Source organism: Paraburkholderia sp. J67 (genome assembly GCF_905220265.1).
GTDB lineage: Bacteria > Pseudomonadota > Gammaproteobacteria > Burkholderiales > Burkholderiaceae > Paraburkholderia.
On sequence record NZ_CAJMZK010000020.1, the window covers coordinates 1 to 23,398 of the forward strand.

The 23,398-nt window shown below is 62.4% G+C and carries 25 protein-coding genes; 7 read left to right on the forward strand and 18 right to left on the reverse strand.

Translation table 11 applies throughout. The annotated features are described in order from the left end of the window. Positions 1–135: 135 nt before the first annotated feature. From U5782_RS28400 to U5782_RS28420, 5 genes are all read right to left on the reverse strand, one after another. Positions 136–381, reverse strand: a complete 246-nt coding sequence (locus U5782_RS28400) for a transposase (protein WP_415914423.1) — start codon at positions 379–381, stop codon at positions 136–138. Between the two features lie 367 nt (positions 382–748). Then, complete coding sequence (locus tag U5782_RS28405) at positions 749–1,339, reverse strand: hypothetical protein (protein ID WP_322047188.1); 591 nt, start codon at positions 1,337–1,339, stop codon at positions 749–751. 112 nt (positions 1,340–1,451) lie between these two features. After that, positions 1,452–2,003, reverse strand: a complete 552-nt coding sequence (locus U5782_RS28410) for an NADPH-dependent FMN reductase (protein WP_322047189.1) — start codon at positions 2,001–2,003, stop codon at positions 1,452–1,454. A 254-nt stretch (positions 2,004–2,257) separates the two neighbouring features. Next, entirely contained in the window at positions 2,258–2,947 is a 690-nt protein-coding gene (gene yfcF, locus U5782_RS28415; RefSeq protein ID WP_415914421.1) for a glutathione transferase, read from the reverse strand. A gap of 57 nt (positions 2,948–3,004) precedes the next feature. After that, on the reverse strand, positions 3,005–3,646 hold the full coding sequence (locus tag U5782_RS28420) for a LysE family translocator (protein ID WP_322047190.1): 642 nt from the start codon (positions 3,644–3,646) through the stop codon (positions 3,005–3,007). A gap of 91 nt (positions 3,647–3,737) precedes the next feature. Here U5782_RS28420 and U5782_RS28425 point away from each other — a divergent pair, with 91 nt between their 5' ends. Together U5782_RS28425 and U5782_RS28430 are read left to right on the forward strand one after the other, a co-directional pair. Continuing rightward, entirely contained in the window at positions 3,738–4,664 is a 927-nt protein-coding gene (locus U5782_RS28425) for a LysR substrate-binding domain-containing protein (RefSeq protein ID WP_322047191.1), read from the forward strand. A 111-nt stretch (positions 4,665–4,775) separates the two neighbouring features. Next, positions 4,776–5,921 (forward strand): ParB/Srx family N-terminal domain-containing protein, encoded by a 1,146-nt coding sequence (locus U5782_RS28430; protein ID WP_322047192.1) that lies wholly within the window; start codon positions 4,776–4,778, stop codon positions 5,919–5,921. Between the two features lie 48 nt (positions 5,922–5,969). Here U5782_RS28430 and dctA read toward each other — a convergent pair whose 3' ends face one another. Beyond that, entirely contained in the window at positions 5,970–7,340 is a 1,371-nt protein-coding gene (dctA, locus tag U5782_RS28435; RefSeq protein WP_322047193.1) for a C4-dicarboxylate transporter DctA, read from the reverse strand. 157 nt (positions 7,341–7,497) lie between these two features. Beyond that, the gene (locus U5782_RS28440; RefSeq protein ID WP_322047194.1) at positions 7,498–8,664 is read right to left on the reverse strand and encodes a mandelate racemase/muconate lactonizing enzyme family protein; all 1,167 of its coding nucleotides are present in this window, start codon (positions 8,662–8,664) and stop codon (positions 7,498–7,500) included. A gap of 109 nt (positions 8,665–8,773) precedes the next feature. On the opposite strand from U5782_RS28440, the gene U5782_RS28445 reads away from it, so the two are divergent. Beyond that, entirely contained in the window at positions 8,774–9,733 is a 960-nt protein-coding gene (locus tag U5782_RS28445) for a LysR family transcriptional regulator (RefSeq protein ID WP_322047317.1), read from the forward strand. Between the two features lie 78 nt (positions 9,734–9,811). Here the strand turns inward: U5782_RS28445 and U5782_RS28450 are convergent, their stop codons facing one another. Both U5782_RS28450 and U5782_RS28455 read right to left on the reverse strand, forming a co-directional pair. Next, a complete protein-coding gene (locus U5782_RS28450; RefSeq protein WP_322047195.1) occupies positions 9,812–10,795 on the reverse strand; it encodes an MDR family oxidoreductase in 984 nt (327 codons plus the stop codon). Positions 10,796–10,853: 58 nt separating this feature from the next. Next, positions 10,854–11,504, reverse strand: coding sequence for a TetR/AcrR family transcriptional regulator (locus tag U5782_RS28455; RefSeq protein ID WP_322047196.1), 651 nt, complete (start codon positions 11,502–11,504; stop codon positions 10,854–10,856). Positions 11,505–11,678: 174 nt separating this feature from the next. Here U5782_RS28455 and U5782_RS28460 point away from each other — a divergent pair, with 174 nt between their 5' ends. Further along, positions 11,679–12,311: a glutathione binding-like protein gene (locus U5782_RS28460; RefSeq protein ID WP_322047197.1), complete on the forward strand. Its 633-nt coding sequence runs from the start codon at positions 11,679–11,681 to the stop codon at positions 12,309–12,311. Between the two features lie 39 nt (positions 12,312–12,350). On the opposite strand, the gene U5782_RS28465 is transcribed toward U5782_RS28460, so the two are convergent. The 4 genes from U5782_RS28465 to U5782_RS28480 form a co-directional block, all read right to left on the reverse strand. Next, complete coding sequence (locus U5782_RS28465) at positions 12,351–13,868, reverse strand: glycosyltransferase family 39 protein (protein ID WP_322047198.1); 1,518 nt, start codon at positions 13,866–13,868, stop codon at positions 12,351–12,353. Between the two features lie 49 nt (positions 13,869–13,917). Then, positions 13,918–14,310 (reverse strand): GtrA family protein, encoded by a 393-nt coding sequence (locus U5782_RS28470; protein ID WP_322047199.1) that lies wholly within the window; start codon positions 14,308–14,310, stop codon positions 13,918–13,920. Further along, positions 14,307–14,453, reverse strand: coding sequence for a hypothetical protein (locus U5782_RS28475; protein ID WP_322047200.1), 147 nt, complete (start codon positions 14,451–14,453; stop codon positions 14,307–14,309). The genes U5782_RS28470 and U5782_RS28475 overlap by 4 nt, the downstream gene beginning before the upstream one ends. Before the next feature lie 248 nt (positions 14,454–14,701). After that, positions 14,702–16,633: an SMP-30/gluconolaconase/LRE-like region family protein gene (locus U5782_RS28480; protein WP_322047201.1), complete on the reverse strand. Its 1,932-nt coding sequence runs from the start codon at positions 16,631–16,633 to the stop codon at positions 14,702–14,704. Positions 16,634–16,838: 205 nt separating this feature from the next. Between U5782_RS28480 and U5782_RS28485 the strand changes: the two genes are divergently transcribed. Further along, positions 16,839–17,261 carry a hypothetical protein gene (locus U5782_RS28485; protein ID WP_322047202.1) on the forward strand — a complete coding sequence of 141 codons (423 nt, stop codon included), beginning with the start codon at positions 16,839–16,841 and terminating at the stop codon, positions 17,259–17,261. Between the two features lie 322 nt (positions 17,262–17,583). Beyond that, the gene (locus U5782_RS28490; protein WP_322047203.1) at positions 17,584–17,931 is read left to right on the forward strand and encodes a hypothetical protein; all 348 of its coding nucleotides are present in this window, start codon (positions 17,584–17,586) and stop codon (positions 17,929–17,931) included. Here U5782_RS28490 and U5782_RS28495 read toward each other — a convergent pair. Genes U5782_RS28495 through U5782_RS28515 form a run of 5 tightly spaced genes read right to left on the reverse strand, consistent with a single transcriptional unit; the run spans position 17,873 to position 22,061 of the window. Next, on the reverse strand, positions 17,873–18,220 hold the full coding sequence (locus U5782_RS28495) for a DUF971 domain-containing protein (RefSeq protein WP_322047204.1): 348 nt from the start codon (positions 18,218–18,220) through the stop codon (positions 17,873–17,875). The genes U5782_RS28490 and U5782_RS28495 overlap by 59 nt on opposite strands. Then, positions 18,217–19,197 carry a HEAT repeat domain-containing protein gene (locus U5782_RS28500; RefSeq protein WP_322047205.1) on the reverse strand — a complete coding sequence of 327 codons (981 nt, stop codon included), beginning with the start codon at positions 19,195–19,197 and terminating at the stop codon, positions 18,217–18,219. The genes U5782_RS28495 and U5782_RS28500 overlap by 4 nt, the downstream gene beginning before the upstream one ends. A gap of 41 nt (positions 19,198–19,238) precedes the next feature. Further along, complete coding sequence (locus tag U5782_RS28505; RefSeq protein WP_322047206.1) at positions 19,239–19,484, reverse strand: ferredoxin family protein; 246 nt, start codon at positions 19,482–19,484, stop codon at positions 19,239–19,241. Between the two features lie 35 nt (positions 19,485–19,519). Continuing rightward, complete coding sequence (locus tag U5782_RS28510; protein WP_322047318.1) at positions 19,520–21,259, reverse strand: fumarate reductase/succinate dehydrogenase flavoprotein subunit; 1,740 nt, start codon at positions 21,257–21,259, stop codon at positions 19,520–19,522. A gap of 25 nt (positions 21,260–21,284) precedes the next feature. Beyond that, positions 21,285–22,061 (reverse strand): GntR family transcriptional regulator, encoded by a 777-nt coding sequence (locus tag U5782_RS28515; RefSeq protein WP_322047207.1) that lies wholly within the window; start codon positions 22,059–22,061, stop codon positions 21,285–21,287. Between the two features lie 247 nt (positions 22,062–22,308). Between U5782_RS28515 and U5782_RS28520 the strand changes: the two genes are divergently transcribed. Beyond that, the gene (locus tag U5782_RS28520; protein ID WP_322047208.1) at positions 22,309–23,304 is read left to right on the forward strand and encodes a succinylglutamate desuccinylase/aspartoacylase family protein; all 996 of its coding nucleotides are present in this window, start codon (positions 22,309–22,311) and stop codon (positions 23,302–23,304) included. The last annotated feature ends 94 nt before the right edge of the window (positions 23,305–23,398 follow it).

Consider the following 23,398-nt stretch of genomic DNA (forward strand, 5'->3'; position numbering starts at 1 on the left):
TCGCGAGGCCTTGTCTCATGCCGATCCCGCGCAGCGGAAACACTGGACGCTCCGCGACGTAGAAATGGTCCTTTTCATGGACGGGTACTGATCTTTCGTCCGTTTTCACGGTATTTTGCGCCCGCTAGACTCGCGTTAATCGGGCGCCTCCAATCCGCTGGGAGTCTTGGCGAGTGACGGCAGACTCTCCGGGTTGCTAACCTTCACCGCTGACAGGGGCCCGCCCTGATACGGATTGCGCCAGCGGAATATTTGACTTGGGTTCGCGCCATGCTGGCGCGCAACCATCAAAACTGATTCAGGCGGCTTGAATCTCTCGCTCACCAACGTCAGCTTTCGTTCCGCCGCCCAACGACACTGGTGTTTCGGGTCGTGAGCAATTCCATATCTTCCTGCCGGGTGTTAATCCAACACCGAACCCCTCACGTCGCTGGTCATTGGCTGTTGTTGAACGGGGTGTCCCGCCTGAAGAGCGATAGCAATCGCATCGTACGGGATAAGATGGCCAGGAAGACTCTTCAGCATCCTTGCGCTCCGCTACCCTTACTTTTCGTAATTATTGATTTATACACCGCCGGATTTTATTTCCGCGACCGGCTGGCCGTTGTCGCGATCCGTTGCTGCCGCACCGCTCTGTGTGGTCATTCCTGCTGCTCCCTGCTGGACTACCGTCCTGAAAGCGAGACGCTGCTCCGCCTGGCTCGGCGTAACTGTTGCAGTTGCTGCCTCGTTCGCGCGTCGGGTCGCTTCAACGAACAGGCCGCCAGGCCTCGAACGAGACCGGCTTGGCGCGCTTCGCATGCGTTACGTGGACTTTGTCCGGCGTGCCGTTCAGCGGATCGGAAGACGTGAGGATCTCGCTGTCGAAAAGCCAGGCGCGGCGCTCAGCGTCATAGCGGAACGTGATGAAGTCAGTCCAGTGTGCGCCGCACGCGACGCCGTTCTGCACCGTAAAGTAGCGCCCCTTAACAGCGAGGCCGTTGTCGCCGTCGTCGAACGGATCGCATTGGCCGCCTTCGTTGGCGCGCAGCACAACCGTTTCATTGTGCGCGGCGAGCCGGTACTGCTTGCTTGCCTGTTCCTCGAAGATCAGGAGTGGACGCGGCGACGGCGTGTCGGCAGAGTCGTCTCGCCGGTGAGCGACGACGAGCATGCTGCGTCGACCGCCTTCGATTTGAGGCCCTGCTTGATACGCCATCGGCTCGTAGCCCGGCGGTAACTGCGTAGCGATGTCCGCTGGAAGCCCGGCGCCGTGTGACGCGGCGGACAGGGCGAACAGAGCGAGCGTCAGTAGGAAACGTTTCATCGGGAGAAGGGCGTGCGCTGTCGCGGCCATCATGTCGGGAGGGCGTATTCTACTTGCCATGGGCTGGCCAACATTGGCTCATGGCCGTCCTGGTTCGACCCCTGAGCCAGTGAGCCCGGACGATAGCGGCCATTCTAACGACACGCTACTTAGCGAGCGCCTGTCTCTGCATCAAGCGAATCGATGCCGCGAAGTTGGCTAAAAACGCGGAAACTTCAGATTCATAGTGTGGTGATTGCAACAGCGTCGTAATTTCAACCGGGGACTTTCCGATAAGGGGGATGCGCAGAAAGGCGGATTCAAGGAAGCCGGTACTGATGGTGGATAGCACAAGCCGCAGAGAAGCCAGCATATCGTCGCCACGATGAGACGCATGGGCTATCGCCATCGGCTTGCCGATGACTTCGAATCGAGAAACCAGCCAATCGATTGCATTCTTCAGGCCACCGGGCAGTGCTCGGACATATTCGGGGCTGGAAATGATGATGCCATCGGCGGTTGATACAAGCTCCAGAAACTCGGCTACCGGTACAGGAACGTCTGCTCCCTCTGCGTCGGGTGAGAAAACAGGCAGGGCGTCCAGTCGTGCGAAGACAGATAGCTCAACGCCCGTTGGCAGAAAATCCCTCATCGCCGTCAAAAACGCAGTATTTGTGGATTCGCGGCGCGTGCTACCCGAAATGGCCAACAACTTCATGTAGATGTGCTTTCCTGGTCGCGGCACTATTGCCGCTAAATTCCCGTCATCTTAGCGAAAGACAGAGAATCAGGTTACGAAACCCGGCGTGAGGAGCATGCAATATCCTTTGCGACCCGGAGCGGTTGTCTAGCAGCCGTCTGCCGACGGCTCGACATGAGCGCAGTAGTCGGTCGCCCGCCCAAAGAGCGGGCACTCCGTGCGCGTTCGCCCATGCGACGAAACGATTGTCCGTCGCCAGGGCATTGACGGATCTATAAAGGGGGACGTTTGAGAGCGACCCAACGCTGGACAGACGGCCTTTGCCACTGATGTGTGGCATATGCAACCAGCCTTTCTGGCACAGGATCACCGCTCAGGACAAGCCGGTTTAGCATTAGCGCAAGATCGACGTCCGCAATACACCACTCGCCAAACAGGTTTGGCGAGTGCTCATCAAGCAGCGCCGAAGCAGCAGAGAACAATTTTTCCGCAGCCATACTGGCTGCATCCGATAAGGATGCAGCGTGAGCGCCGTAGAACACCACGTTGGTGGAGCGCTCCTGACGAATGGGCATAAGATCGCTTCGTAGCCACGCCTGGATTTGACGGGCCCTGGCCCGTCGGACCGCATCCTTTGGATACAACAGCGAACCAGAAAACACCTCGTCAATGTACTCAGTTATTGCCGATGACTCTGACAACGAGAAATCGTTATGAACCAGCGTAGGCACACGCTGGGTGAGTGAACGTGCGGCGAAATCGGGTTCTCGATTTTCGTTGCTTTCAAGATCGATGGTGCCAAGCTCAAATGGCAAGCCCTTTTCGTGAAGGGCGACGAAAGCCGACATTGCGTATGGACTTGTGAATTGCGCGTCGACATAGAGGCGCAGATCCTCTGCTGGCAAAATAGTCTCCTGGTAACTTATGGAATGAAAACGATTGTGCGGTGTCGATCGGGACATTGATTTCCCGTTTTTTCGACGACCCGGAGGTAACCGTGATAGAGCAACATTCGACGATCAGGCGGTAATCGTGCCCCGCACAGTCTCTATCAAACGCAATCCGAGCATACCGATCGCTATAGAGGCGAGACGGTCTATCCACACCTTTGATTTAAGGTAGTGGTGTCGAAGCCCATTGCTGGAAAAACAAACTGCGACTACCGCGTACCATCCACCTTCTACGGCAAAGACGAGCGGCGGCAAAGCGATGTAGCACCACGATGGCGGATGCTGCGGCAACAATGCCGCGAAAATACTGCCATACACAATGGCGGTTTTTGGATTGCTCAACTGGGTTGTCAATCCCGCCCAGAATGATCTCGCCAAACTCGACATTTTCTCCGACTGGATGCGCTCAATCGCCATCGACTCCGAAGAACCTCGCCAGATTCGGAAAGCGAGATACAGCAGGTAAGCGCCACCGGCCATTTTGAGAACGCAATATAGCCAACCCACACTGCTCAAAAGCGTATAGAGGCCGGCCAGTGCGATGCCGCTGAAGCACACTCCGCCGAAACCCATCCCCATTGCTGTCGCAAGCCCGTTACGTCGTGACAACACGAGCGAACTTCTGACAACCAGGATGAAGCTTGGCCCCGGACTTATCGCTCCCAGCATAAGTGCGATGAGGATGGCGGTGAGCGCTGACGCGATATTCATGTAGCCACCTGAAGCCAGGGAAAAGGCTGGAAAGCTCATATTGTGGAGGCTTGGCGCTCTGATAAGCTAGCTCACAGTTCAACAGCGAGGTGTGAATTTGAAACACATCCCAAAAGCTCGGCCACCGCTTGCCAATCTGGAAACTGTCTGTCTGGTAGCCCAGGCGGGATCTTTCAGTGCAGCTGCGACCGCTAGCGGCATCACGCATGGTGCAATTAGTCGTCGCGTGGCTGCTGTTGAAAACTGGCTCGGCGTCCCGCTTTTCGAGCGGCACGGGCGCGGGGTCATGCTCACTCCAGACGGACAGCGCTTCGTCGGACAGGTCGAGCAGGCCTTCGATGTGATCGACGGCGCTGCCGACCAATGGCGTACGCGCACGGGCGCGAGACTGGTGCGATTGAGCGTCGGATCGTCATTCGCCCAGCTCTCGCTGTTTGAACGACTCGCCAGCCTCGAAGCGGGCCCATCTCCACTCAAGATCCAGCTCGACGTCGGGGCGCGCAATGCTGACATTGCCGGTGGTGAAGCGGACCTGGCAATTCGTTATGGACGCGGACATTGGCCAGGGCTTCATGCTGAATTGCTACTCCCGGAAACACTCTGCCCGGTGGCTCACCCGGATATCGCTGCACGAGTGAAAGGGGATGCGCCCGAGCGGTTACTGGCGTATCCACTGCTGCACGATTCGGACCTGACGGGATGGCGTGCCTGGTTTGACGGTAGTGGCATCTCACTCAAGGGGCGCGCGCAAGACCGCCGATTCGAAGATTACACCTTGGTACTGTCCGCAGCAGAATCAGGGTTGGGAATCGCGCTGGCCCGCCTGCCGTTGGCGACAGCGTGGCTCAAACAGAGCAAACTCGTCCGGCTGGACCGGCGTACGGTCACGAGCCCGCTCGCCAATTACATGGTCATGGCGAAACAGGAACGACGGCCGGAGGTACTTGATTTGATTCAACGCTTGAGAGACAGCATCGGAGCAGGCGACCGACAGGCGCAGCGCGCCCGCCGGACGTGACGCCCAGTCTCTCAATAATGGTTGTGCGAACATCGAATCTTTCACATCACTTTCATTGATGCCCGGCACACTGGTGAAATGTAATGAAATTTTTCACCTGCCGGGTTCTTCATGACAACACCTACCAGCCAGCTCGCGCTGGCTGCTTCACTTCTTTCGTTTGCCGTGCTCACGGCATGTGGCGGCGACCTCGCGGCTTCTGCGGCCAAGACTCCGTCATCGGACGCGGCGACTTCTTCAAGTGGTGCTTCGGAGACCGCTTCCGCTTCCGCATCCGCGCCCGCTGAGGCATCGGCGCCCGCAGCGACGCCAACACCCGGCAAGTGGCAGGCCGCCACGGCCAATCAGGTGCTCGATGTGACGCTCGGCGATCTGCATCCTACCCAGGCCGCCTTGGGCTATGACCAGATCTACTACAAGCTCGGCCGCTACGAGGCTGATATCACCAAGGAATTCGACGACTTCTGCGCGGACGAGGGGCTGACGGGCCTCGCGAGCAGCGGTTCGTCGGCAAGCTCGACGCTGACCGACGCGACGTCCTACACCTGCACGGTCACTGACACCACGCAGCGCGATACCACGGTGCTCAACCCCGTGGTCATCGGCCCGAACGGCGACACGCTGTATCTCACCGATGGACACCACGGTTCGTCGACGTATTACGAAGTCCCCAATGGCGGCCCCACCGTGCATGTGCATGTGGTCGTCAAGGACAACCTCAGTGCGTACTCGGGCAGCACGTTCTGGGCGGAGATGCAAAGCCGCGGCTATACGCGTCTGAAAGACGCCAATGGCGCGGCCATTACGCCGGAGCAATTGCCCTCGGGTCTTGGGCTCAAGCTCGGGATGCAGAACGATGTCTATCGCTCGCTCGTCTATTTCACGCGTGATATCGGCTATAGCAAGCCGACGCCGTCGACCGATTTCCTGGAGTTTTACTGGGCGGACTGGCTGCGCACGACGTTCCCGCTCACGGGCTATACGCTGACGAAACTGGGCACGACCGATCCCGATCCCGCCACAGTCGACACCGGCTATCTGAACGCCGTGTGGAACGCATCGACGAAAATGGTCGCGTCGACCGATGGTGAAATCGAAGGCAAGACGGGCGCGCAACTGGGCCGTCTTGCGCAGATCAACGCTGGAAAGGCCTATACCAAGGGCACTTTCGGTGATCTGCTGAAACCCATCACTGCGTCGAAGCCTGGCAAGATCGCCTACGCGCTCGACTACAAGACGCGTCACGGTATTCAATGATGCGTCAAGGGCCGTCGGTTAGCGCCGACGGCCCTCGCGCCAATCCTTTCACATCTGCAAATTCGCATTCGTGTTCGGCACGCCCGCCTGGGCGTTCCGTTCGGGAACCGGTATCGGCCCTTCATGTTCGTCCGACTCGACCGAATCCGCGCCGATCCGGCGGTCGAGCACCGCGCGCGCCCTGTCGATATCCAGCGCGCCCTCCCAACGCGCCACCACGACGGTCGCGACACCGTTGCCGATGAGGTTGGTGACTGCGCGTGCTTCGTTCAGGAAACGATCGACGCCGAGCAGCAACACCAGACCCGAGACCGGCACCTGATGCATGGTGGACAAGGTCGCCGCCAGTGCGACAAAACCCGCTCCGGCGACCCCCGCCGATCCCTTCGAGGTAAGCAGCAATACGCCTAGCAGAAGCACCTGATCCCAGAGGGAAAGGTGGATATTGAACGCCTGGGCGATGAAGAGCGACGCCATGGTCAGATAGATCGCGGTACCGTCCGCATTGAACGTGTACCCGGTGGGCAGCACCATGCCGACGACGGGGCGCGAACAGCCCATATGCTCCATCTTGAGCAACATTTGCGGCAGCACGGCCTCCGTCGACGCGGTGCCTAGTGTAATGAGGATTTCGTCGCGGATGTAGCGCAGATACTTCCATAGCGATAAACCGCACAGTTTCATCACCAGACCCAGCGCGACGACGATAAACAGGATCGACGTCAGGTACAGGCATAACATCAGTTGTCCGAACTGCGCGAGCGTCCCGATGCCGTACTTTGCGATAGTGAACGCCATGCCGCCGAATGCCCCGGCCGGCGCCACGTACATGACGATGCGCACGACCCCGAACATGCCTTGCAAAAACATGTCGAGCATATCCACGAGCGGGGCGGTTCGCGGGCCGAGTTTCGCGAGTGCGATGGCGAAGATCACCGAGAAGAAAATGATCGGCAGTATTTCGCCATTGGCGAACGCTCCAACGACGCTGCCCGGCACGATGCTCATGAGGAATTCGAGCGCGCCGTGATGTTGCGCGGCATGCGTGTAGCTGACGATCGCGGAGCTGTCGATCTTCGAGGGATCGGCATTCATTCCGCTGCCGGGCTGGATCACATTGACGATCACCATGCCGAGCACGAGTGCAACCGTGGACGCCGCTTCGAAATAGAGCACGGCTTTGACGCCCACGCGACCGGCTTCGTGAAGATCGGTCATACGCGCGATGCCGACCACCACCGACGCGAAAATTATCGGCGCGAGCAGCATGCGGATGAGCTTGATGAACAGGTCGCCGAGCGGCTTGAGCTGGGTGCCGATATCGGGGTAGAAGTGCCCGACGAGGATGCCGGCAACAATGCCGATCAGCACCTGAACGTAGAGCCTGGAAAGCGTTCTGCGAATGCGGGATACCAGCATGTTTGTCTCCTATGCATGGCGTCGTTGGGGAAAATCGCGTGGGCGCTGGCGGTGAATTGCATCACCCCGAACGCCCACGCCGATCTCGCCTGCTCAATCGTTCTTTTAATGTCGTGAGGCGCGCCGGTTCGATTCCGGCGCACCTTTGAACCGCCGCTCAGCCAGACAGCTTTTGCATCTCTGCGAACAGGTCGGCCTTGCCTTCGAAGCCGATACCCGGCAGATCCGGCATGGTGATGAAGCCGTTGTCGACCTTCACGCCATCGGGGAAGCCGCCGTAAGGCTGGAACAGATCCGGGTACGACTCGTTGCCGCCCAGGCCGAGACCGGCCGCGATATTCAGCGACATTTGGTGGCCGCCATGCGGAATGCAGCGGCTGGGCGACCAGCCGTGCTGGTGCAGCATCTCGAGCGTGCGCAGATATTCGACGAGGCCATAGCTCAGCGCGCAGTCGAATTGCAGCCAGTCACGGTCGGCGCGCATGCCGCCGTAGCGGATCAGGTTGCGCGCGTCCTGCATCGAGAACAGGTCTTCGCCCGTCGCCATCGGCTTGTCGTAGTAGTTGCGCAGCGTCGCCTGGAGTTCGAAGTCGAGCGGGTCGCCCGGTTCCTCATACCAGAACAGGTCGTATTGCGAGAGCGCCTTGGCGTACTGGATCGCAGTATCGAGATCGAAGCGGCCATTCGCGTCGACGGCGAGCTTCTGGCCATCGCCGAGCACGCTCAGGATCGAGTCGATGCGGCGCAGGTCCTCGTCGAGCGACGCGCCGCCAATCTTCTTCTTCACGACCGTATAACCGCGGTCGATATAGCTGCGCATCTCGTCCTTGAGCTTGCCGTGATCCTGACCCGGGTAGTAATAGCCGCCCGCCGCGTAGACAAAGATCTTGCGATTGGGCTGGCCGTTGCCGTAACGGTCGGCCAGCAACTGGAAGAGCGGCTTGCCTTCGATCTTCGCCACCGCGTCCCACACCGCCATGTCGATGGTGCCGATGGCGACCGAGCGCTCGCCGTGGCCGCCGGGCTTTTCGTTGGTGAACATCGTGGCCCAGATTTTGTGCGGGTCGAGGTTGTCGCCCGCATCGTTCACGAGCGAGGCGGGGTCGGCTTCCAGAAGGCGCGGGATGAAACGTTCGCGCATGAGTTTGCCCTGACCGTAACGGCCATTCGAATTGAAGCCGTAGCCGACGACCGGCTTGCCGTCGCGAATCACGTCGGTGATCAGGGCGACGAGGCTCAGCGTCATTTTGCTGAAGTCGATATAGGCGTTGCGGATCGGGGAGCTGATCGGAACGGTGATTTCGCGAATCTCGACGATTCTCATGAGGGCGTCTCCTGGTCTGACACGTTGATTGGGTAGCACGATGGGACGTAGCATAGCCCCGGGAGAACGGCCTATACTTCACCAGAATTCATTTCATTTTTTACCAAAAGTGAGAACTGACTCCACCACCGACTTCGAGTTTTTCGTCCAGCTGGCGAAGCTCAAGAGCCTCTCCGGCGCGGCGCGCTCGCTGGGATTGACGCCACCGGCGGCGACCAAACGACTGGGTATTCTCGAAGAGCGATTCGGCACGCGTCTCGTGAACCGCACGACCCGAAGTGTGAGCCTGACCCCGGAAGGCGAGACCTATGCCCGCTACGCCGCGCAGATCCTCGATCAGGTGCGGGAGATGGAGGACGCCATCGCGGGCACGCCCGCCGATCCACAGGGACGCCTGCGCGTGAACGCGACACTGGGCTTTGGGCGTACGACGATCGCGCCGCTGGTTTCGGAATTTGCGAAGCGCTATCCGCATGTCGAAATCCAGTTCGTGGTCACGGACCGCCCCATCGATCTGGTCGAAGGCGCCTTCGATATGGCGATTCGTTTCGGAGAACTACCCGATCAGCGTTTGCGCGCGCGGCGCCTGATGAGCAATCGCCGGTTTCTGTGTGCGTCGCCGAAGTATCTGGAGCGGCACGGCGTGCCGCAGCGCAAGGAAGATCTGGCCGATCATCGTTGCATCATTCATACGCAGAACGACGACGCGTTCGGCGTGTGGCGGTTCATGCAGGACGATCATCTGGAAGCGCTGAAGGTGAAGGGTTCACTCTCCAGCAATGACGGCGATATCGTGCTGCGGTGGGCGCTCGACGGACACGGCATCCTGATCCGCTCGGAATGGGATCTGGCGAAATATGTTCAGAGTGGCCGGTTGCGGCTGGTGTTGCCTGAGGTCGTTCTGCCGTCCGCGGACCTGTTCGTCTATTACCCGGGCCAACGTAATCAGTCGGCCCGCGCGCGCGCATTCATCGACTTTCTGGTCAAGCATTTCGAGGCGCCGTTCGTTCCGGTCGACGTGAAGCAGGCGGTAACGGAGCGCAAGCGGGCGGGGCGGGCGAGGAAATAGGTGCGGGCTTGCGCACCGAAGCCTCGGATGACTGAAGTTGCATTCGGACCTCGGCAACGAGTCCGCCGGCCGCTTCAATCAGCGATTCACGTCGACAACGATGCGTCCGCGCACCCGCCCGTCGAGCAGATCATGCGCGGCAGGAATCGCCGCATCGAGGCCGACTTCCTGCGTGATCGTGTCGAGCGCGCCCAGATCGAGTGTTTCTGCCAGCGCCTGCCAGGCCTGCTGACGTTCCGCGAACGGACGGGTCACGCTATTCACGCCCAGCAAGCTCACGCCGCGCAGAATGAACGGCGCGACCGTGGCCGGAAACTCCATGCCCTGTGCTAGCCCGCAGGCCGCGACCGCGCCATCCGCACGCAGTCCAGCGCAGACATTGACGAGCGTGTGGCCGCCCACAGAGTCGATGGCGGCCGCCCAGCGTTCCTTCTGCAAGGGCTTGCCCGGCGCGGTGAGCGTGGCGCGGTCGATCACCTCGGCTGCGCCAAGCTGTTGCAGATACGCCGATTCCTGTAGCTTGCCCGTCGACGCGATCACGCGGTAACCCCGCCGCGCGAGCAGCGCGATCGCAAAGCTGCCGACGCCGCCGCTTGCCCCCGTCACGAGCACATCGCCGTGCCCGGCGCGCAGGCCATGCCGTTCGAGCGCGAGAATGCACAGCATCGCCGTATAGCCCGCGGTGCCGACGGCCATTGTCTGTCGCGCGGTGAGCCCGTCAGGCAGGGGGATGAGCCAGTCGGCGCGCACGCGCGCCTTCTGGGCGAGGCCGCCCCAATGCTGCTCGCCTACGCCCCAACCGTTAAGCACGACTGCGTCGCCCACGGCATAGCGGGGATCGTCGCTATGCGCGACCGTCCCCGCGAAGTCGATGCCGGGCACCATCGGAAAGCTGCGCACGACGGGGCTTTTGCCCGTGATCGCGAGGCCGTCCTTGTAGTTCAGCGTGCTGTATTGCACATCCACGAGCACGTCGCCTGCGGGCAAGCGTGCTTCGTCGATATCGGTTACGCGCGTCGAATAAACTTCGGATTCCTTCTTGATCAGAATGCCTTTGAACATGATGTGTCTCGCGGTTGAAACGACAATGAGTGTGGCGGAGCGGTTTTGACGGGACGCGCTAGGTCGCCGATGTCGCGCCGCCCAGCCCGGCAATGAAACCTCGGAAAAACGTGTCGAGCGGCGCGGCGTCGCGCACCACGCGCGCGCGCAGCACCGCGCCTTCCCAGCCAATCCAGAAGAACGCGGCCAGCGCGTCGAGATCGGCATGCTTCGCCATGTGGCCTTCCCGCTGCGCATCGGCGAGACAGTCGCGTACGCGCGCCTGCCAGCCTTGCAGCGCGGCTTCGAGCCGCGTGCGGTAGTCATCGGGAAGAATGCCCACCTCCAGCCCAAGATTGCCGACGAGGCAGCCGCGCGTGTAGTCGTAGCGGGCCATGCCGGTTTTGGCGTTCTCGACGAACGCGGCGAGTCGCTCGAGCGCGGGCCGGGATTCGTCGAGCAGCCAGCGGTCGAGCATCGCGCAGAAATAGGCGTCGTAGGCGTCCATCAGCGCGCGACCGAAGGCCTCCTTGCTATCGAAGTAGTGGTAGAACGAGCCCTTGGGAATCCCGGCGAGCTTGAGCACGGTGTCGAGTCCAGTAGCCGCAAAACCCTGGCTCGTCAGCAGTTCCATGCCCGCGCGTATCAGCATCTCGCGCGTGTCGCCGTGCGCGCGCGGATCTTTGGGCGGGCGGCCGCGGCGCGGCCTGGGAGGTGGGTTAGCGTCCATGCGGAGATATTAGACCGATCGTCTCAAAAATTCAATGCCCTTGTCTTTTAGCAGGAAAATAAGAGGGCGGTATACAGTTTGTGCCTATGTCACAAACGACTGCCTTCTTCTCTTTTCGGCGTATCTGCGTGATAGTGCGGCCTGTTCCCATCACCCGCAGAATGAAGGAGATTCATGAAGCTCTATCACGCGCCCGGAAGTTGTTCTCAAGCAGTCCATATCGTCTTGCACGAAGCCGGACTGGATGCGGAATTGATCGAAGTCGATGCGCGCAGACATGTGATCGCTGGCGGCGGCGACTTCTTCGAGGTCGCGCCGCTGGGCTATGTGCCTTTGCTCGTGCTCGACGATGGAGCGGTACTGCGCGAAGGGCCGGTCATCGCGCAGTATCTTGCCGATCTGAAACCAGCGAGCGGCCTCGCGCCCGCACAGGGGACGATGGCGCGCTATCGGCTACATGAGTGGTTGAATTTCCTGACTTCGGAAATTCATAAGGGATTTTTGCCGCTGCTTTATGCGGTCGCGGCAGGCCGCTATGTCGATACGGCGCGGCCCAGGCTGCTTGCGCGCTTCGCGTGGATCGACCAGCAACTGGAAGGCCAACGCTATCTGATGGGCGACACGTTCACGATCGCCGATGCCTATCTGTTTGCGCTAACGGGTTGGGGCAAGGCGGCGTGGCTGAAGTCGGTTTATCACGCCGATATCGACTTGAGCGGCTTTGAGAATCTGCGCGCCTGGTATAAGCGTGTGCGCGCGCGGCCGAGTGTTCTGGCGGTGCTGGAGCGGGAGGGATTTGGCGGTTGATCGGGTCGCGCCCTGAAGGCGGGGCGACCCGTCATGACCTCACCGATCCGGCGCCACCACAAAAAACACATAATCGCGCGGCGCCAGTTCCTGGCCCCAGGCATGCTTGTGCACCGCGATCGGCTCGGGCTGTTCGCCGCTGATCCAGTGCGCCTGCACGATACAGCGCACGTCGCCCGCGCGGCAGACGAACAGCGCGCCATGCCGGTCCAGACCGGCCAGACGCAGCCAGGGCGTCGTCTCCGGTTCGCCCATGTTCCAGTACTGCGTTTGCCCGCGGCTATAGAAGGCAACCGACTGCGCCTCGTGCGCGGAACCCGCCACGGCGGGCACGTCATGCCCGTAGCGCTGGTTCCACAGGTTTTGCGCGGCAGCGGCCAGTTCGGCGCGCGGTTCGGCTGCTTCGTCGCTGTTGTGGCGCGCGCCCAGGTAGCCGATCGTCGCGGTTGCCGCCAGCACGATGAGCCAGTAGCAGCCCAGCACGCGCACGGCGCGCGCGGGCACGATCGCGATGCCCGCACGATGTAGCACGGCCAGCCAGAGCGGCGCGACGGCGAACCATTGCGCCATGCCCCAGACCGAGGCCATTTGCGTACGCGCGGCGCAGGCGATCAGGCCAACGGCAAAGAGCGGTCCCAGCGTGAGCCACCAGAGGTCCGGGTGCAGCGAGGGCTTCACCACGCTCGCGGCCATCAGCTTCGCGGCTTCGCCACGGCGGTTGCGCACCACGAGCAGCATCGCGACGAAGCTTGCCGCGAGATAGCCGATCTGCGCGAGCGTGTAGATGCCGAAGCGGCCCAGCGCCGCGCCGATCGAGCCGCCGGTGCGCTTATCCGCATAGGCGAAGGTCGGGAAATGATTGACCACGAGCCAGTGCACATGCGGCGCGAGGGCGGCCGCGAATGCCACGGCGACGAGCAGCGTGCGCCAGTCGAGGAGCCGCGCGCGCCAGGCCGGGCGGGCGAGTGTGGCGAAGGCTAGCGCCGCGAGCAACACCACCGAGAAGTATTTGCCGAGCACGGCGGCAGCCGCGAACACGCCCAGCGCAAGCGCGGAGCGCCAGCCGCGCGTCTGCATGTAGCGCACGAAGAAGTACGCGGTCCACGGCCAGATCGACAGCAGCACGGAGTTCGCGTTGAACTTGATCGCAAGGTTCGAGTAAAGCGGCGAAACGGCCATCGCCACGCCCGCGAGCAGGGCCAGGCGGCGCGGCACGAAGCGGCCGGCCAGCGCGACGATGCCGAACAGGCCGGTCATCGCGTTGAGCGACGAAAGCGCGAAGTAGGCGATGTCCGTATGCGGGAACACGCGGAACCACGCGGCCGTGATCCACGCGAAGAGCGGCGGGTGTTTGGCGTAGCCGGCCTGCCACTCGATGCCCCAGACATAGTTCTCGACCATGTCGCCCGGGGTGTCGAGGTTGCTGCGCGAGAGCCACGCGGCGAGGGTCCAGACGAGTGCGTGCAGGGGCAGCAGCCAGAGCAGCTTGCCGGTCTCGTTGGCCTGGCCCGTGCGTGCGGCGCTGACCGATGACGGGAGGGTGGTGGTGTCTGACATGGGTAGGGGTGGGTGTTCGATCTGCGTGAAACGTGGGCCGTGCGTGCGCTCAGGCGCGGCGGGTCTGGAAGGTCCAGAGCGAATTGGCGCTATAGGTGAGGATCAGCACGCAGGCCGTGGTCGCGCACTGCGCGAGCAGCCAGCCGAGCGCGAGCCGGTGGATCAGCACGTACATGAGCGCGCTATTGAGCGCGACGCCCACGGCCGCGACCAGGAAAAAGCGTGGCGCGGCTTCGCGGTGGGAGCGCGTGGCGCGAAATGTCAGCCGGTAGTTCAGCACGTAGTTGACGACGGCCCCGGCGATCGCGCCGAGCGCGGACGCCAGCACGGCGCCGCACGCGTGGACCAGCACGAGGGCGCTGAGCACGCCGTACTGCACGGCGGTGCCGGCAGCGCCCACGCACGCATAGCCGGCGAAGCGCCGGATCTGGGCCAGTCTCATGCGCCGCCCCGGTAAGCCGCGCGATACACGGGCGGCATGCCGAACGGTGCCTGGCCGGGCGCACACAGGCCGCTCGCGCGCGTTCCGCGATGAATGGGCACGATGAGCGCGAGGCGCTGACGTGCGAATGTATTGTGGTTCACTATTTTTTGGGGCGCGGTCAGACGCCCTTTCTCTGGCGATCCGGCGCGGGGATGCGCGCCGGGCCTGGGGACCCGCTTTTCGCCGCTCTTTTCAACACCGTATTGGCATCCTGGCGGCAAGCCCAGGCGGCGATCCATATGGCACTGATATATCGGCCGGTTTGGCGGGATATTGAGTGTAAGCGGCGAAATTCTACCCTGGGGTGTCGGAAATCAAATCTGCCTTATCGAGTCGCGAAAAAAGGTCCTTACGGCATCCAGCGATGCACGATCACGCTCGAGCCGTTGTAGTTGTCCTTGGTGATCACGTACTCGCCGTTCGCGCGCAGGTACGCGCGTAGCCCATACATGGAATCGACGTCGTTGCCCACGTCCACCGCGCCGGGGTTCGCGTTGGTGAGCGTGGTGACGAGCTGGCCCGTCGTCAGGTTGTAGACGTCGATGTTCGGCACGGTATGCACATAGCCGACAAACAGATAGTTGCCGGCCGCCGCGATCGATTTCGGGTTCGCGCTCGTCAGCGTGATGACGGGGTTGGGTTTGCTGATGTTGCCTGCGGCCCAGCCGTGGTAGACCTGGATATAGCCGTTCATGGCGGTCCAGTCCCAGTTGCCGGCGAGGCCTTGCGCGAGGATCATCGTGTCGCTTTCGGGCTGATAGACGATGCGCGCGGTGGGCCGCACGCTTTCGGGCGTCGAGGTCGTCACAGCCGGTCCCCACAACGGCTTGCCGTTGCCGTCGAAGCCGGTGAGCGGGTAGTGATAAATGTGGTTGGTGCGATTGAGCCCGGCCCAGATGTCGCCCCTGCTGTCGAGGCAGAAGCCGCCCGTCACTTGTAGCGCCGTGTTGAAGGTGTTGCCGGGCAGTGCGGCGTCGGGAATGGCGATATAGCCGCTCGCCGGATTGAAGTGATAGAAATAAAAGATGCCGGGGTTCTGCCCGGAGGCCACGAGGATGCGATTGCCGCCCACCGTGACGAGCTGGCCGAAGTGCTCGTCGCGCTGTGTGTCGTTCATGTTCAGGCGCGGGTCGTTCGGGTAAGTGAAAGGATCGACGGTATTGGCGACGAAACTGCCGCCCGCCGTGCCTGTATAGATGGCCGTGCCGCCGTAGAAGAGCGTGGCGTCGGTGGCGGGGTCGGGCGCGGCCACGCCCTCGAAGTTCAGCGCCTGCAATTTCCAGAGCAAGGTGCCCGCCGCGTTGTAGGCGTGGATATCGGTGCCGCCGTTGCGGCCTAGATCCCAGCCGCCGCCCCACGGGTTGTTGAGCACGTAGAGATCGCCCGCGCTGTCCCGGCCGATGCCGGTGATGCGCGTGAAGCGCTTGTCGCCCACCTGGCCTTTGGTGCCGCTCGTGGCGTCGAGATAGCCGCCCGTGACACCGAAGGTGCCCGTAAGCGTTGGCGTGCCCGCAACGCTGTAGAGCTTGATGTTCATGTCCGGGCCTTCGTCGCCCACCATCAGGCGGCCCGTGAGGGTGTCGAAGTAGAGCGCCGACGGTTGCGCGCCCGTGGCCATCTGGATCGTCTGCAAGGGGGCGCCCGCCGCGCTGAAGCTGGCGATCGTGCCCGCGCTCTTCTGGGCGACCCAGAGATTGCCGGCGCTATCGAGCGCAAGCGCGCCGGGGCTCTGGATCGAGATGTCGCGCTGCCAGACGCCGTCGGTGCTGAAGACGCGCACGCGGTTGGAGAAAAAGTCGCTCACATAAAGCAGCGATCCGGTGGTGGCGAGGCCGGTGATGGCATCGGCGCGGCTCACGCGATTCCACACGCTCACGTTGATGGTGAGGTCGCGCGTGCCGGTCGCGCGGTTGTAGCGTGCGACCGTACCGCTGCCGAGCGAGGTGCCCGATTGCAGGACCGTGAAGATCGAGGTGGTATTGCCGGTGATGGCGCCGCCCTGGAATTCATCATGCAGGCCGATCGAGCCGAGGCTCTTGCCGTTTTGATAAATGGCGACGCCGCCTTCGTTCTCGTCCCAGTACGAAGCCGTATAAATGACGCCTTCCGGCGCAACCCACATCGAGCGTGCGCCGTTGCCGACGTGCGCGGCGAGCGTGCCGTAGGTGTTGGCGAGCCAGTCGGTGGTGTACTGCTGCGCCGGCGCGGCGGGCGAAAAGAGGGCGAGGGCTGCGGTCGACAGCAGCGTGACCTGAAGGGCGCGCGTGCGCTTCGTGAACATAAGAGCAACTCCTGATGCAGTAGTGCGGTGAGGCGATGAGGATGAAAAAATTTATCGCGCGATGCGATGGGACGTGTTGCGCGGCCCGTGCGCGAGCAAGCGCCGTGCCGCCATGCGATGCGAATGCAAACATTAATGCTGCTTTAAATGCGTAATAAATCGACGCACGCAAACATGCGGCTTTGTTAATGCGTCGCGAATTGAAATGCGCTTTTTATTTCTGTTTGCGAATGGCCTGGCGTTGAGTCGTCGCGCATGGCGTGAAGATTCGGCGGGTATTTCTCGCAAACGCTTCATGTACGCCGCGTCATTTTTTGCACGCCACTCGATGTGTTTTTCAATCCCGCTTACTTTTCCTTTCCCCTTGTTCCTGGCTCGCGCAGACGTTGCGCTGACGCGCGCGCCTGGTCGCGAGATGGCGTTTGACACCAGCGTGTCATTCAACGCGGGGTTCAACGGGGAGTTCGGTCATGGGGTGGCGTCGACGCAGACGATCGTGTGCGCGGCGGGCGTGCTCACGGTGACCGACCCAGGCGGCAACACGGTCGTCCAGTTGAACCTGACCGGCGCCCCTTACGTAGCGAATGGCTTCAAGATGTTGATGGATAGAGTTATCCAGTATTACTAACAACATTGGGCGTTCTTGATAGATGCCCGGCGTGCGCGGCGTGTTGCGACCGTAATGTGTTTACCGTCTATTTCAGCACGAGGTCGTCTGGGAAGCGTATATTCGCCATTTGCGCCTGCGTGCGGCGGCCAGCGACCCGGTGGGGTTTTCGGGCTGACCGCACAGGGCCAGAACGAATTGACGCCTGAAGCATGGGACGAATCGGGAGACGCAGTGCCCGTCAAACGGCTGTGCCGCCCCGTTCCGATGCACAATACTTTCTTTGCTTGCTTTTGCGACACCCGGCCATAGCTATGGAGCCTATGTCTGGAAAAGGGACAGCATGCCAGTGAAAACGGAATTCATCGAAGCGAGCAGTGCCCGCCCGGAATTGCTCTGTTATCTCGTGGCGGTCGCCGCCTCGTCTTACGCGCTCACGCAGGAGTGGCGCGTCGATCATGTCGTGTCGTGCTGCCGCGAGTGGCTGCACAAGGCCGGCGTGACGATGCACTGGCTCGACCGCGTACGTCTGGGTCAGCTGGCGCTGAAGATTGCGAGCCGCGACCTGCTGGGCGCGGGCATCGCTGTGCGCCTGTCGAGCGTCTCGGTCCTGTTTACCAACGACATGGAGCTCAACGAGGCGTCCACGATGGTGCAGCGGATGATGTCGCTGTGCCAGGAAGCGCTGTGACGTCTGCGTCCGGCGCGAAGTTTGCGAGCCAGCTCCACGGATAGATGCCCCGGTCGTGGCCGTCGCTGAAGACGAGTTGCACGCCATAGCCCATCGGCGCGATGCCGGTGAGTTCGAGCGGGTTGGGGCGCGATTCAGCAGGTTCCATGCCACGCAGGCGCGCGCCGCGGCAATAGCCGCACGGGCAGGCCGCGCGTAGATCGGCCAGCACCAAACGCTGGCGTGCGCCGTCAGGCCATATCACGATCAACTCGCCGCTTTCGCTGCGCAATTCCACCGGTACTTTCATGACGCGCCGCCTTCGAGCTGCTGCAAGGCGATGCGCACGGCCTTGCGCACTTCCGGGTCCCGGTCTTCCAATGCGGCCCGCAGCGGCGCGATGCTCGCCGCCGATCCCAACTCGCCCAGCGCGAGCGCCGCTTCCTTGCGAAGATTGCTGATCGTATGCGCGAGCAGCGCGCTCACGGCGTCGGCGGCATGCGGGTCGGCCAGGCGCCCGAGTGCGCGTGTCGCGCGCAGGCGTACCTGCCAGTAATCGTCGGCGAGTGCGGTGACGAGCGCATCGCGCGCCGGGTGGGCGCGCAGCTTGCCTAGCGTCGTCGCGGCTTCCTCGCGCACCTGCCAGTCGGCGTCGCGCAGCGCGTTAAGCAGAGCTGGGGCGGCGTGCGCGTCGTCGGCGTTGGCGAAGCCGAGCGCACCCGCAGCCGCGCGCCGCACGGCGACGTGCGCATCCGTGACGGTCAGCGCGGCGAGTGGCCCGAGGGCGCGCGCGTCCTTGAGCCAGCCGAGCACGGCGACCGCTTCCAGGCGGACTTCGGCGTCGGCGTCGTCAAGCGCCGCGCGCGCGGGCTCGAATGCCGCGGCGTCGCGCAATTCGCGCAGGCCGCGCAAGGCGGCGCGGCGCGCGAACGGTTCGGGCCGCGCCGCCCAGCGCCGCAGCACGGGGGCCGATTCCAGGTTCTTGAGTTCCGAAAGCGCCTGCTGGGCCGCTTCGCGTACGGGCGCATCGACGTCGAGCAGCGCGGCGCACAGTGCCTCCACCACGTCTTCCTGTTCCCACGCGGCGAGCACGGCCGCCGCTTCGCGCCGCACTTCGGGCGCGGCGTCATCGCGCAGCGCCGAGACCAGCGCGGGCACGAGCGTTTCATCCTCGAAATCGGCGAGATCGAGCACGGCGATGCGGCGCACGGCGGCATCGGCATCCCTGAGGCGGGCGAGCGCGCTGGCCGCTTCGGGTGGTGCGTTGGGTTCGAAAAGATCGGTCATGACGTATTGATTTCGGAATGCGAATAATAAAGCGCAAAGATTCAGCGCAGCAGATAGGGGATCTCGACTTTCACCGCGCCGGTCGGGCAATCGCGCTCGCAGGGCATGCAGTACCAGCATTCGTCGAATTGCATATAGGCCTTGCCTTTGGACGTATCGATGGCGAGCAGATCGAGCGGACAGACATCGACGCAGACGGTGCAGCCTTTGTCGGCGATGCAGAGATCTTCGTCGATCGTGACGGGCGCGCTGCTGCGCTGGAAAATATCGTGGGGCGTATAGGACATGATGTTGTTCTCCAGACCTTCGTCTATCGGCGGATTCAGTGCGCTTCGGCCAGTTCCTGCGCGGGCTGGATGCGCATGCGGTCGTAAGCGCCTTGCTCCGCTGCGCCGATCGGCACGACATAGGGCGCGACGTCGCGCTTTTCGCAGATCATGCGGCCACTGGCATCCTTGCGCAGATCGGTATGGCAGAACCAGTTCGCGTCGTCGCGCTGCGGATAATCGACGCGATGGTGATAAAGACCCCAGCGGCTTTCGGTGCGAAACAGCGAGGCGCGTGCGGCCATTTCGGCACAGTCGCGGATCGCGCGCACTTCGGCGGCGCGCATCAATTCGTGCGGATTATTGGCCTTGATGGCCGCGATGTCCTCGGCAATGGCGTCGAAGCGTTGCAGGCCGATTTCCATCTTGCGCGTGACCTTGGGCGGTTGCAGATAGTCGTTCACCATACGGCGCAGCTTGTATTCGACCTGGGCGGGCGCGAGGCCGTGCGCCTGTTCGAACGGGGCGTAGATGCGGGCACGTTCGGCGTCGAGCTGCGCCTCGTCGAGTGGCGCATGCTCGCGGCCGGCCACGTAATCCGCCGCGTCGTGGCCCGCGAACCAGCCATAGGTGAACGCGCCCAGCATGTAGTTATGCGGCACGGCGGCCATGTCGCCAGCGGCGTAGAGGCCCGGCACAGTGGTGCGGGCGCGCGCATCGACATACACGCCCGAGGCGCTATGCCCGCTGCAAAAGCCAATCTCGGAGATATGCATTTCCACCATCTGCGACCGGTAATCGGTTCCGCGTCCCGCATGAAAGCGCCCGCGACTTGGGCGTTCGTTGGTGTGCAGGATCTGTTCGATGGTCTGAATCGTTTCCTCGGCGAGATGGTCGAGCTTGAGGAACACCGGACCATTGCCGCTCTGGAGTTCCCGATAGAACTCCCACATCATCTGACCGCTCCAGTAATCGCATTCGATGAAGCGCTCTCCCTTGCCATTGGCCGTGAAGCCGCCGAGCGGCCCGGTCACGTAGGCGCAGGCCGGGCCGTTATAGTCCTTGATGAGCGGATTGATCTGGAAGCATTCGAGGTTGGTGAGCGCCGCGCCTGCGTGATAGGCCATTGCATAGCCATCGCCCGCGTTGGTGGGGTTCTCGTACGTGCCCATGAGGTAGCCGGAAGCGGGCAAGCCGAGCCGCCCGGCCGCGCCGCAGCAGAGGATCACGGCCTTGGCGCGCACCACCACGCAATGCGCGGTGCGGCAGTCGAAGCCGATCACGCCGCACACGGCCCCTCGCGCATCGGTGAGCAGACGCGTAGTGACGACGCGATTGGTAATGGACACGCGCGCGCGTTTGAGCTGGCGGTACAGCACCTTCTTGATGTCGTGGCCTTCGGGCATGGGCAGCACGTAAGCGCCCATGTGGTGAACTTTCTTCACCGCATAGTCGCCGTTGCCGTCCTTCTCGAACTTCACGCCCCAGCGGTCGAGCTGCTCGATGGTGTCGAAGCTGTGCTTCGCATAGGCGTACACGGCGTCCTGATCGACGATCCCATCGTTCGCGATGGTAATTTCGCGCGTGTACTGCTCGGGCGTGGCGTGGCCCGGAATCACGGCGTTGTTCAGGCCGTCCATGCCCATCGAGATCGCGCCGCTGCGCTTCACGTTGGCTTTCTCCAGCAGCAGCACGCGCAGCGCGGGATTGCGCTCCTTTGCCTTGATGGCCGCCATCGGCCCGGCCGTGCCGCCGCCCACTACGACGATATCGTAGTCGAGCACTTCAGTGGTGATCGTTTCCGTATTCATTACGTCATCCTTATGGATTGTTCATATGCGAGGTTGGCTTGTCGCGGTCCACGCGCAGGCGGTACTGGAACGCATCGCCGCGGAAGTAGAGGTATTCGTAGTCGATCGGCGTGCCGCTGGCGTCGTGCGTGGTGCGCTCGATACGTAGCACCGGGCTGCCTTCCTGCACGCGCAGCGCGTCCACGATGTCGTCGTCGGCGAGCATGGCGTCGATCGAGACATCGGCGTGGCCCAGCGCCACGCCGCAGTCGTTCTCCAGAATCAGGAAAATGTCGCGCGCGACCAGGTCCGCGTTGGCGAGGCGTTTGCCCAGCGCTTCGGGTAGCCAGGTGAGTTCGAGCGACACCGGCTCGCGATTGAGCAGGCGCACGCGATGGATTTCAACCACGTTCTCGCCTTCGGCCAGTTGCAGCTTTTGCGCGACGTGGCGGCTCGCCTTGACGACGCGAAAGGACCGCAACTGGTTGACGATCTCGTAGCCCATTGACGACATCGCCTCGGCGAAACCTTGCAGCGATGTGACGTTCTGGAACGCTTTCGGCTTCGACACGAATGTGCCCTTGCCATGCAGGCGGAACACCAGCCCTTCTTTTTGCAGGTCGCCCAGCGCCTGGCGCACGGTGATCCGGCTCACACCAAACAGCGCGCAGAGTTCGTGTTCGGACGGCATCTGGCTGTGCGGCGCATAGGTGCCGTCGAGGATGCGGGCGCGCAGGGTGTCCTTGATCTTCGCGTAGAGCGGTTGCGGGGGCAGGGCGACGAGGTTGGTGGGGTTGCTTTTCGGCATGGCCAACTTGTTATGACAAGATGGAACGCAGTGTAGTCAGCGCGTGGCGTGCAGCCAACGAAGCTTTTCTGCTATGGATCTTCTCCGTGACGCTAATCGCGACGCCGCGCGTGCTCGCGCGCACCTTGCATATTCATTCGCGCAAAGCTTGGTAGGCGTGGCGGCGGGCAGGGGCGAGAATGAGCCGGTTTAGCTATTGAAACGCCACCGACATCGCCAACCACCTCGCCAACGAGGAAAGACCCGCATGAGTAACCCCATCCGCAGTGAAATCGACTTCGACGCCCCGGGCCGCCAAACCGGCTACTTGCGGCTGCCCCATTCGGTGCATCGATCCGCTTACGGCTGGATCCCGATTCCCGTGGGGTCGATCCGCAACGGCTCGGGCCCCACGGTGTTGCTGATGGGCGGCAATCACGGCGACGAATACGAAGGGCAGATACTCGTCTCGCAACTGCTGCGCGAGATCGAACCGCAATGGGTGCAGGGGCAACTGATTTTCCTGCCGATGGCAAATTTCCCTGCCGCAGAGGCGGGTCTGCGCACGTCACCGCTCGACGGCGGCAATCTGAATCGCAGCTTTCCCGGTGACCCGCGAGGCGAACCCACCGCCGTTATCGCGGACTATATCGAGCACACGCTGCTCTCGCGTGCGCAATATCTGCTCGATTTCCATTCCGGCGGCAGCTCGCTCATTTATCACGGTGCGAATATGCTCGCGATCGAGCCGCGCGACGCTGAGGAAAATACTCGCTTGCGCGCAGCGCTTGCTGCCTTCGGCATGCCGCGTGCATTTTTGCATCCACCCAATCCGCTTCATTCGGCCAGCGCCGCGCGTCGCCAGGGGGCGCTCTCGATTGTCACGGAGTTAGGCGGCGCGGGCATCGTGCAGCCGCATCTGTTAAGCGACGCGCGCGAGGGCGTGCTGCATCTGCTTGGCAAGATCGGCGTGCTGGACGGGCCGCTCGTACCCGAGAAGCCGCCTGGCGAAACGCGCTTCTATCGTGTCGCAGGCGCGTCGCACTATGTTTATGCCTACGAGCGTGGCGTGGCTGAACCGCTCGTGAAACTCGGGCAGCAAGTGAGCGCGGGACAGCCTGCAGCGCGCATTCACTTTCCCGATACGCCGTTACGCGAACCCGTGACCGTCGCATTCGAAGCGGCGGGTGAAGTCGTCTGCCAGCGCGCGATGGCCGCGGTGCAGCGCGGCGATTGTCTTTTCCATCTGGCACAACCTGTATAACGCGCAATTCAACGCCATTCGGTGCCAATCGAATGGCGAAATACGCGCACAACCAGATAGCGATATTCCTGCCTTAAATACGTATTCAATGCGT

Coding starts and splice junctions, on each gene's coding strand:
- U5782_RS28405 (WP_322047188.1), bottom strand. CDS start 1,339: ATGATGGCCGCGACAGCGCACGCCCTTCTCCCGATGAAACGTTTCCTA.
- U5782_RS28520 (WP_322047208.1), top strand. CDS start 22,309: ATGAGTAACCCCATCCGCAGTGAAATCGACTTCGACGCCCCGGGCCGC.
- U5782_RS28420 (WP_322047190.1), bottom strand. CDS start 3,646: ATGAATATCGCGTCAGCGCTCACCGCCATCCTCATCGCACTTATGCTG.
- U5782_RS28500 (WP_322047205.1), bottom strand. CDS start 19,197: ATGACCGATCTTTTCGAACCCAACGCACCACCCGAAGCGGCCAGCGCG.
- U5782_RS28480 (WP_322047201.1), bottom strand. CDS start 16,633: ATGTTCACGAAGCGCACGCGCGCCCTTCAGGTCACGCTGCTGTCGACC.
- U5782_RS28485 (WP_322047202.1), top strand. CDS start 16,839: ATGCGCTTTTTATTTCTGTTTGCGAATGGCCTGGCGTTGAGTCGTCGC.
- U5782_RS28490 (WP_322047203.1), top strand. CDS start 17,584: ATGCCAGTGAAAACGGAATTCATCGAAGCGAGCAGTGCCCGCCCGGAA.
- U5782_RS28470 (WP_322047199.1), bottom strand. CDS start 14,310: ATGAGACTGGCCCAGATCCGGCGCTTCGCCGGCTATGCGTGCGTGGGC.
- yfcF (WP_415914421.1), bottom strand. CDS start 2,947: ATGTCCCGATCGACACCGCACAATCGTTTTCATTCCATAAGTTACCAG.
- U5782_RS28430 (WP_322047192.1), top strand. CDS start 4,776: ATGACAACACCTACCAGCCAGCTCGCGCTGGCTGCTTCACTTCTTTCG.
- U5782_RS28505 (WP_322047206.1), bottom strand. CDS start 19,484: ATGTCCTATACGCCCCACGATATTTTCCAGCGCAGCAGCGCGCCCGTC.
- U5782_RS28465 (WP_322047198.1), bottom strand. CDS start 13,868: ATGTCAGACACCACCACCCTCCCGTCATCGGTCAGCGCCGCACGCACG.
- U5782_RS28455 (WP_322047196.1), bottom strand. CDS start 11,504: ATGGACGCTAACCCACCTCCCAGGCCGCGCCGCGGCCGCCCGCCCAAA.
- U5782_RS28495 (WP_322047204.1), bottom strand. CDS start 18,220: ATGAAAGTACCGGTGGAATTGCGCAGCGAAAGCGGCGAGTTGATCGTG.
- U5782_RS28410 (WP_322047189.1), bottom strand. CDS start 2,003: ATGAAGTTGTTGGCCATTTCGGGTAGCACGCGCCGCGAATCCACAAAT.
- dctA (WP_322047193.1), bottom strand. CDS start 7,340: ATGCTGGTATCCCGCATTCGCAGAACGCTTTCCAGGCTCTACGTTCAG.
- U5782_RS28515 (WP_322047207.1), bottom strand. CDS start 22,061: ATGCCGAAAAGCAACCCCACCAACCTCGTCGCCCTGCCCCCGCAACCG.
- U5782_RS28460 (WP_322047197.1), top strand. CDS start 11,679: ATGAAGCTCTATCACGCGCCCGGAAGTTGTTCTCAAGCAGTCCATATC.
- U5782_RS28440 (WP_322047194.1), bottom strand. CDS start 8,664: ATGAGAATCGTCGAGATTCGCGAAATCACCGTTCCGATCAGCTCCCCG.
- U5782_RS28450 (WP_322047195.1), bottom strand. CDS start 10,795: ATGTTCAAAGGCATTCTGATCAAGAAGGAATCCGAAGTTTATTCGACG.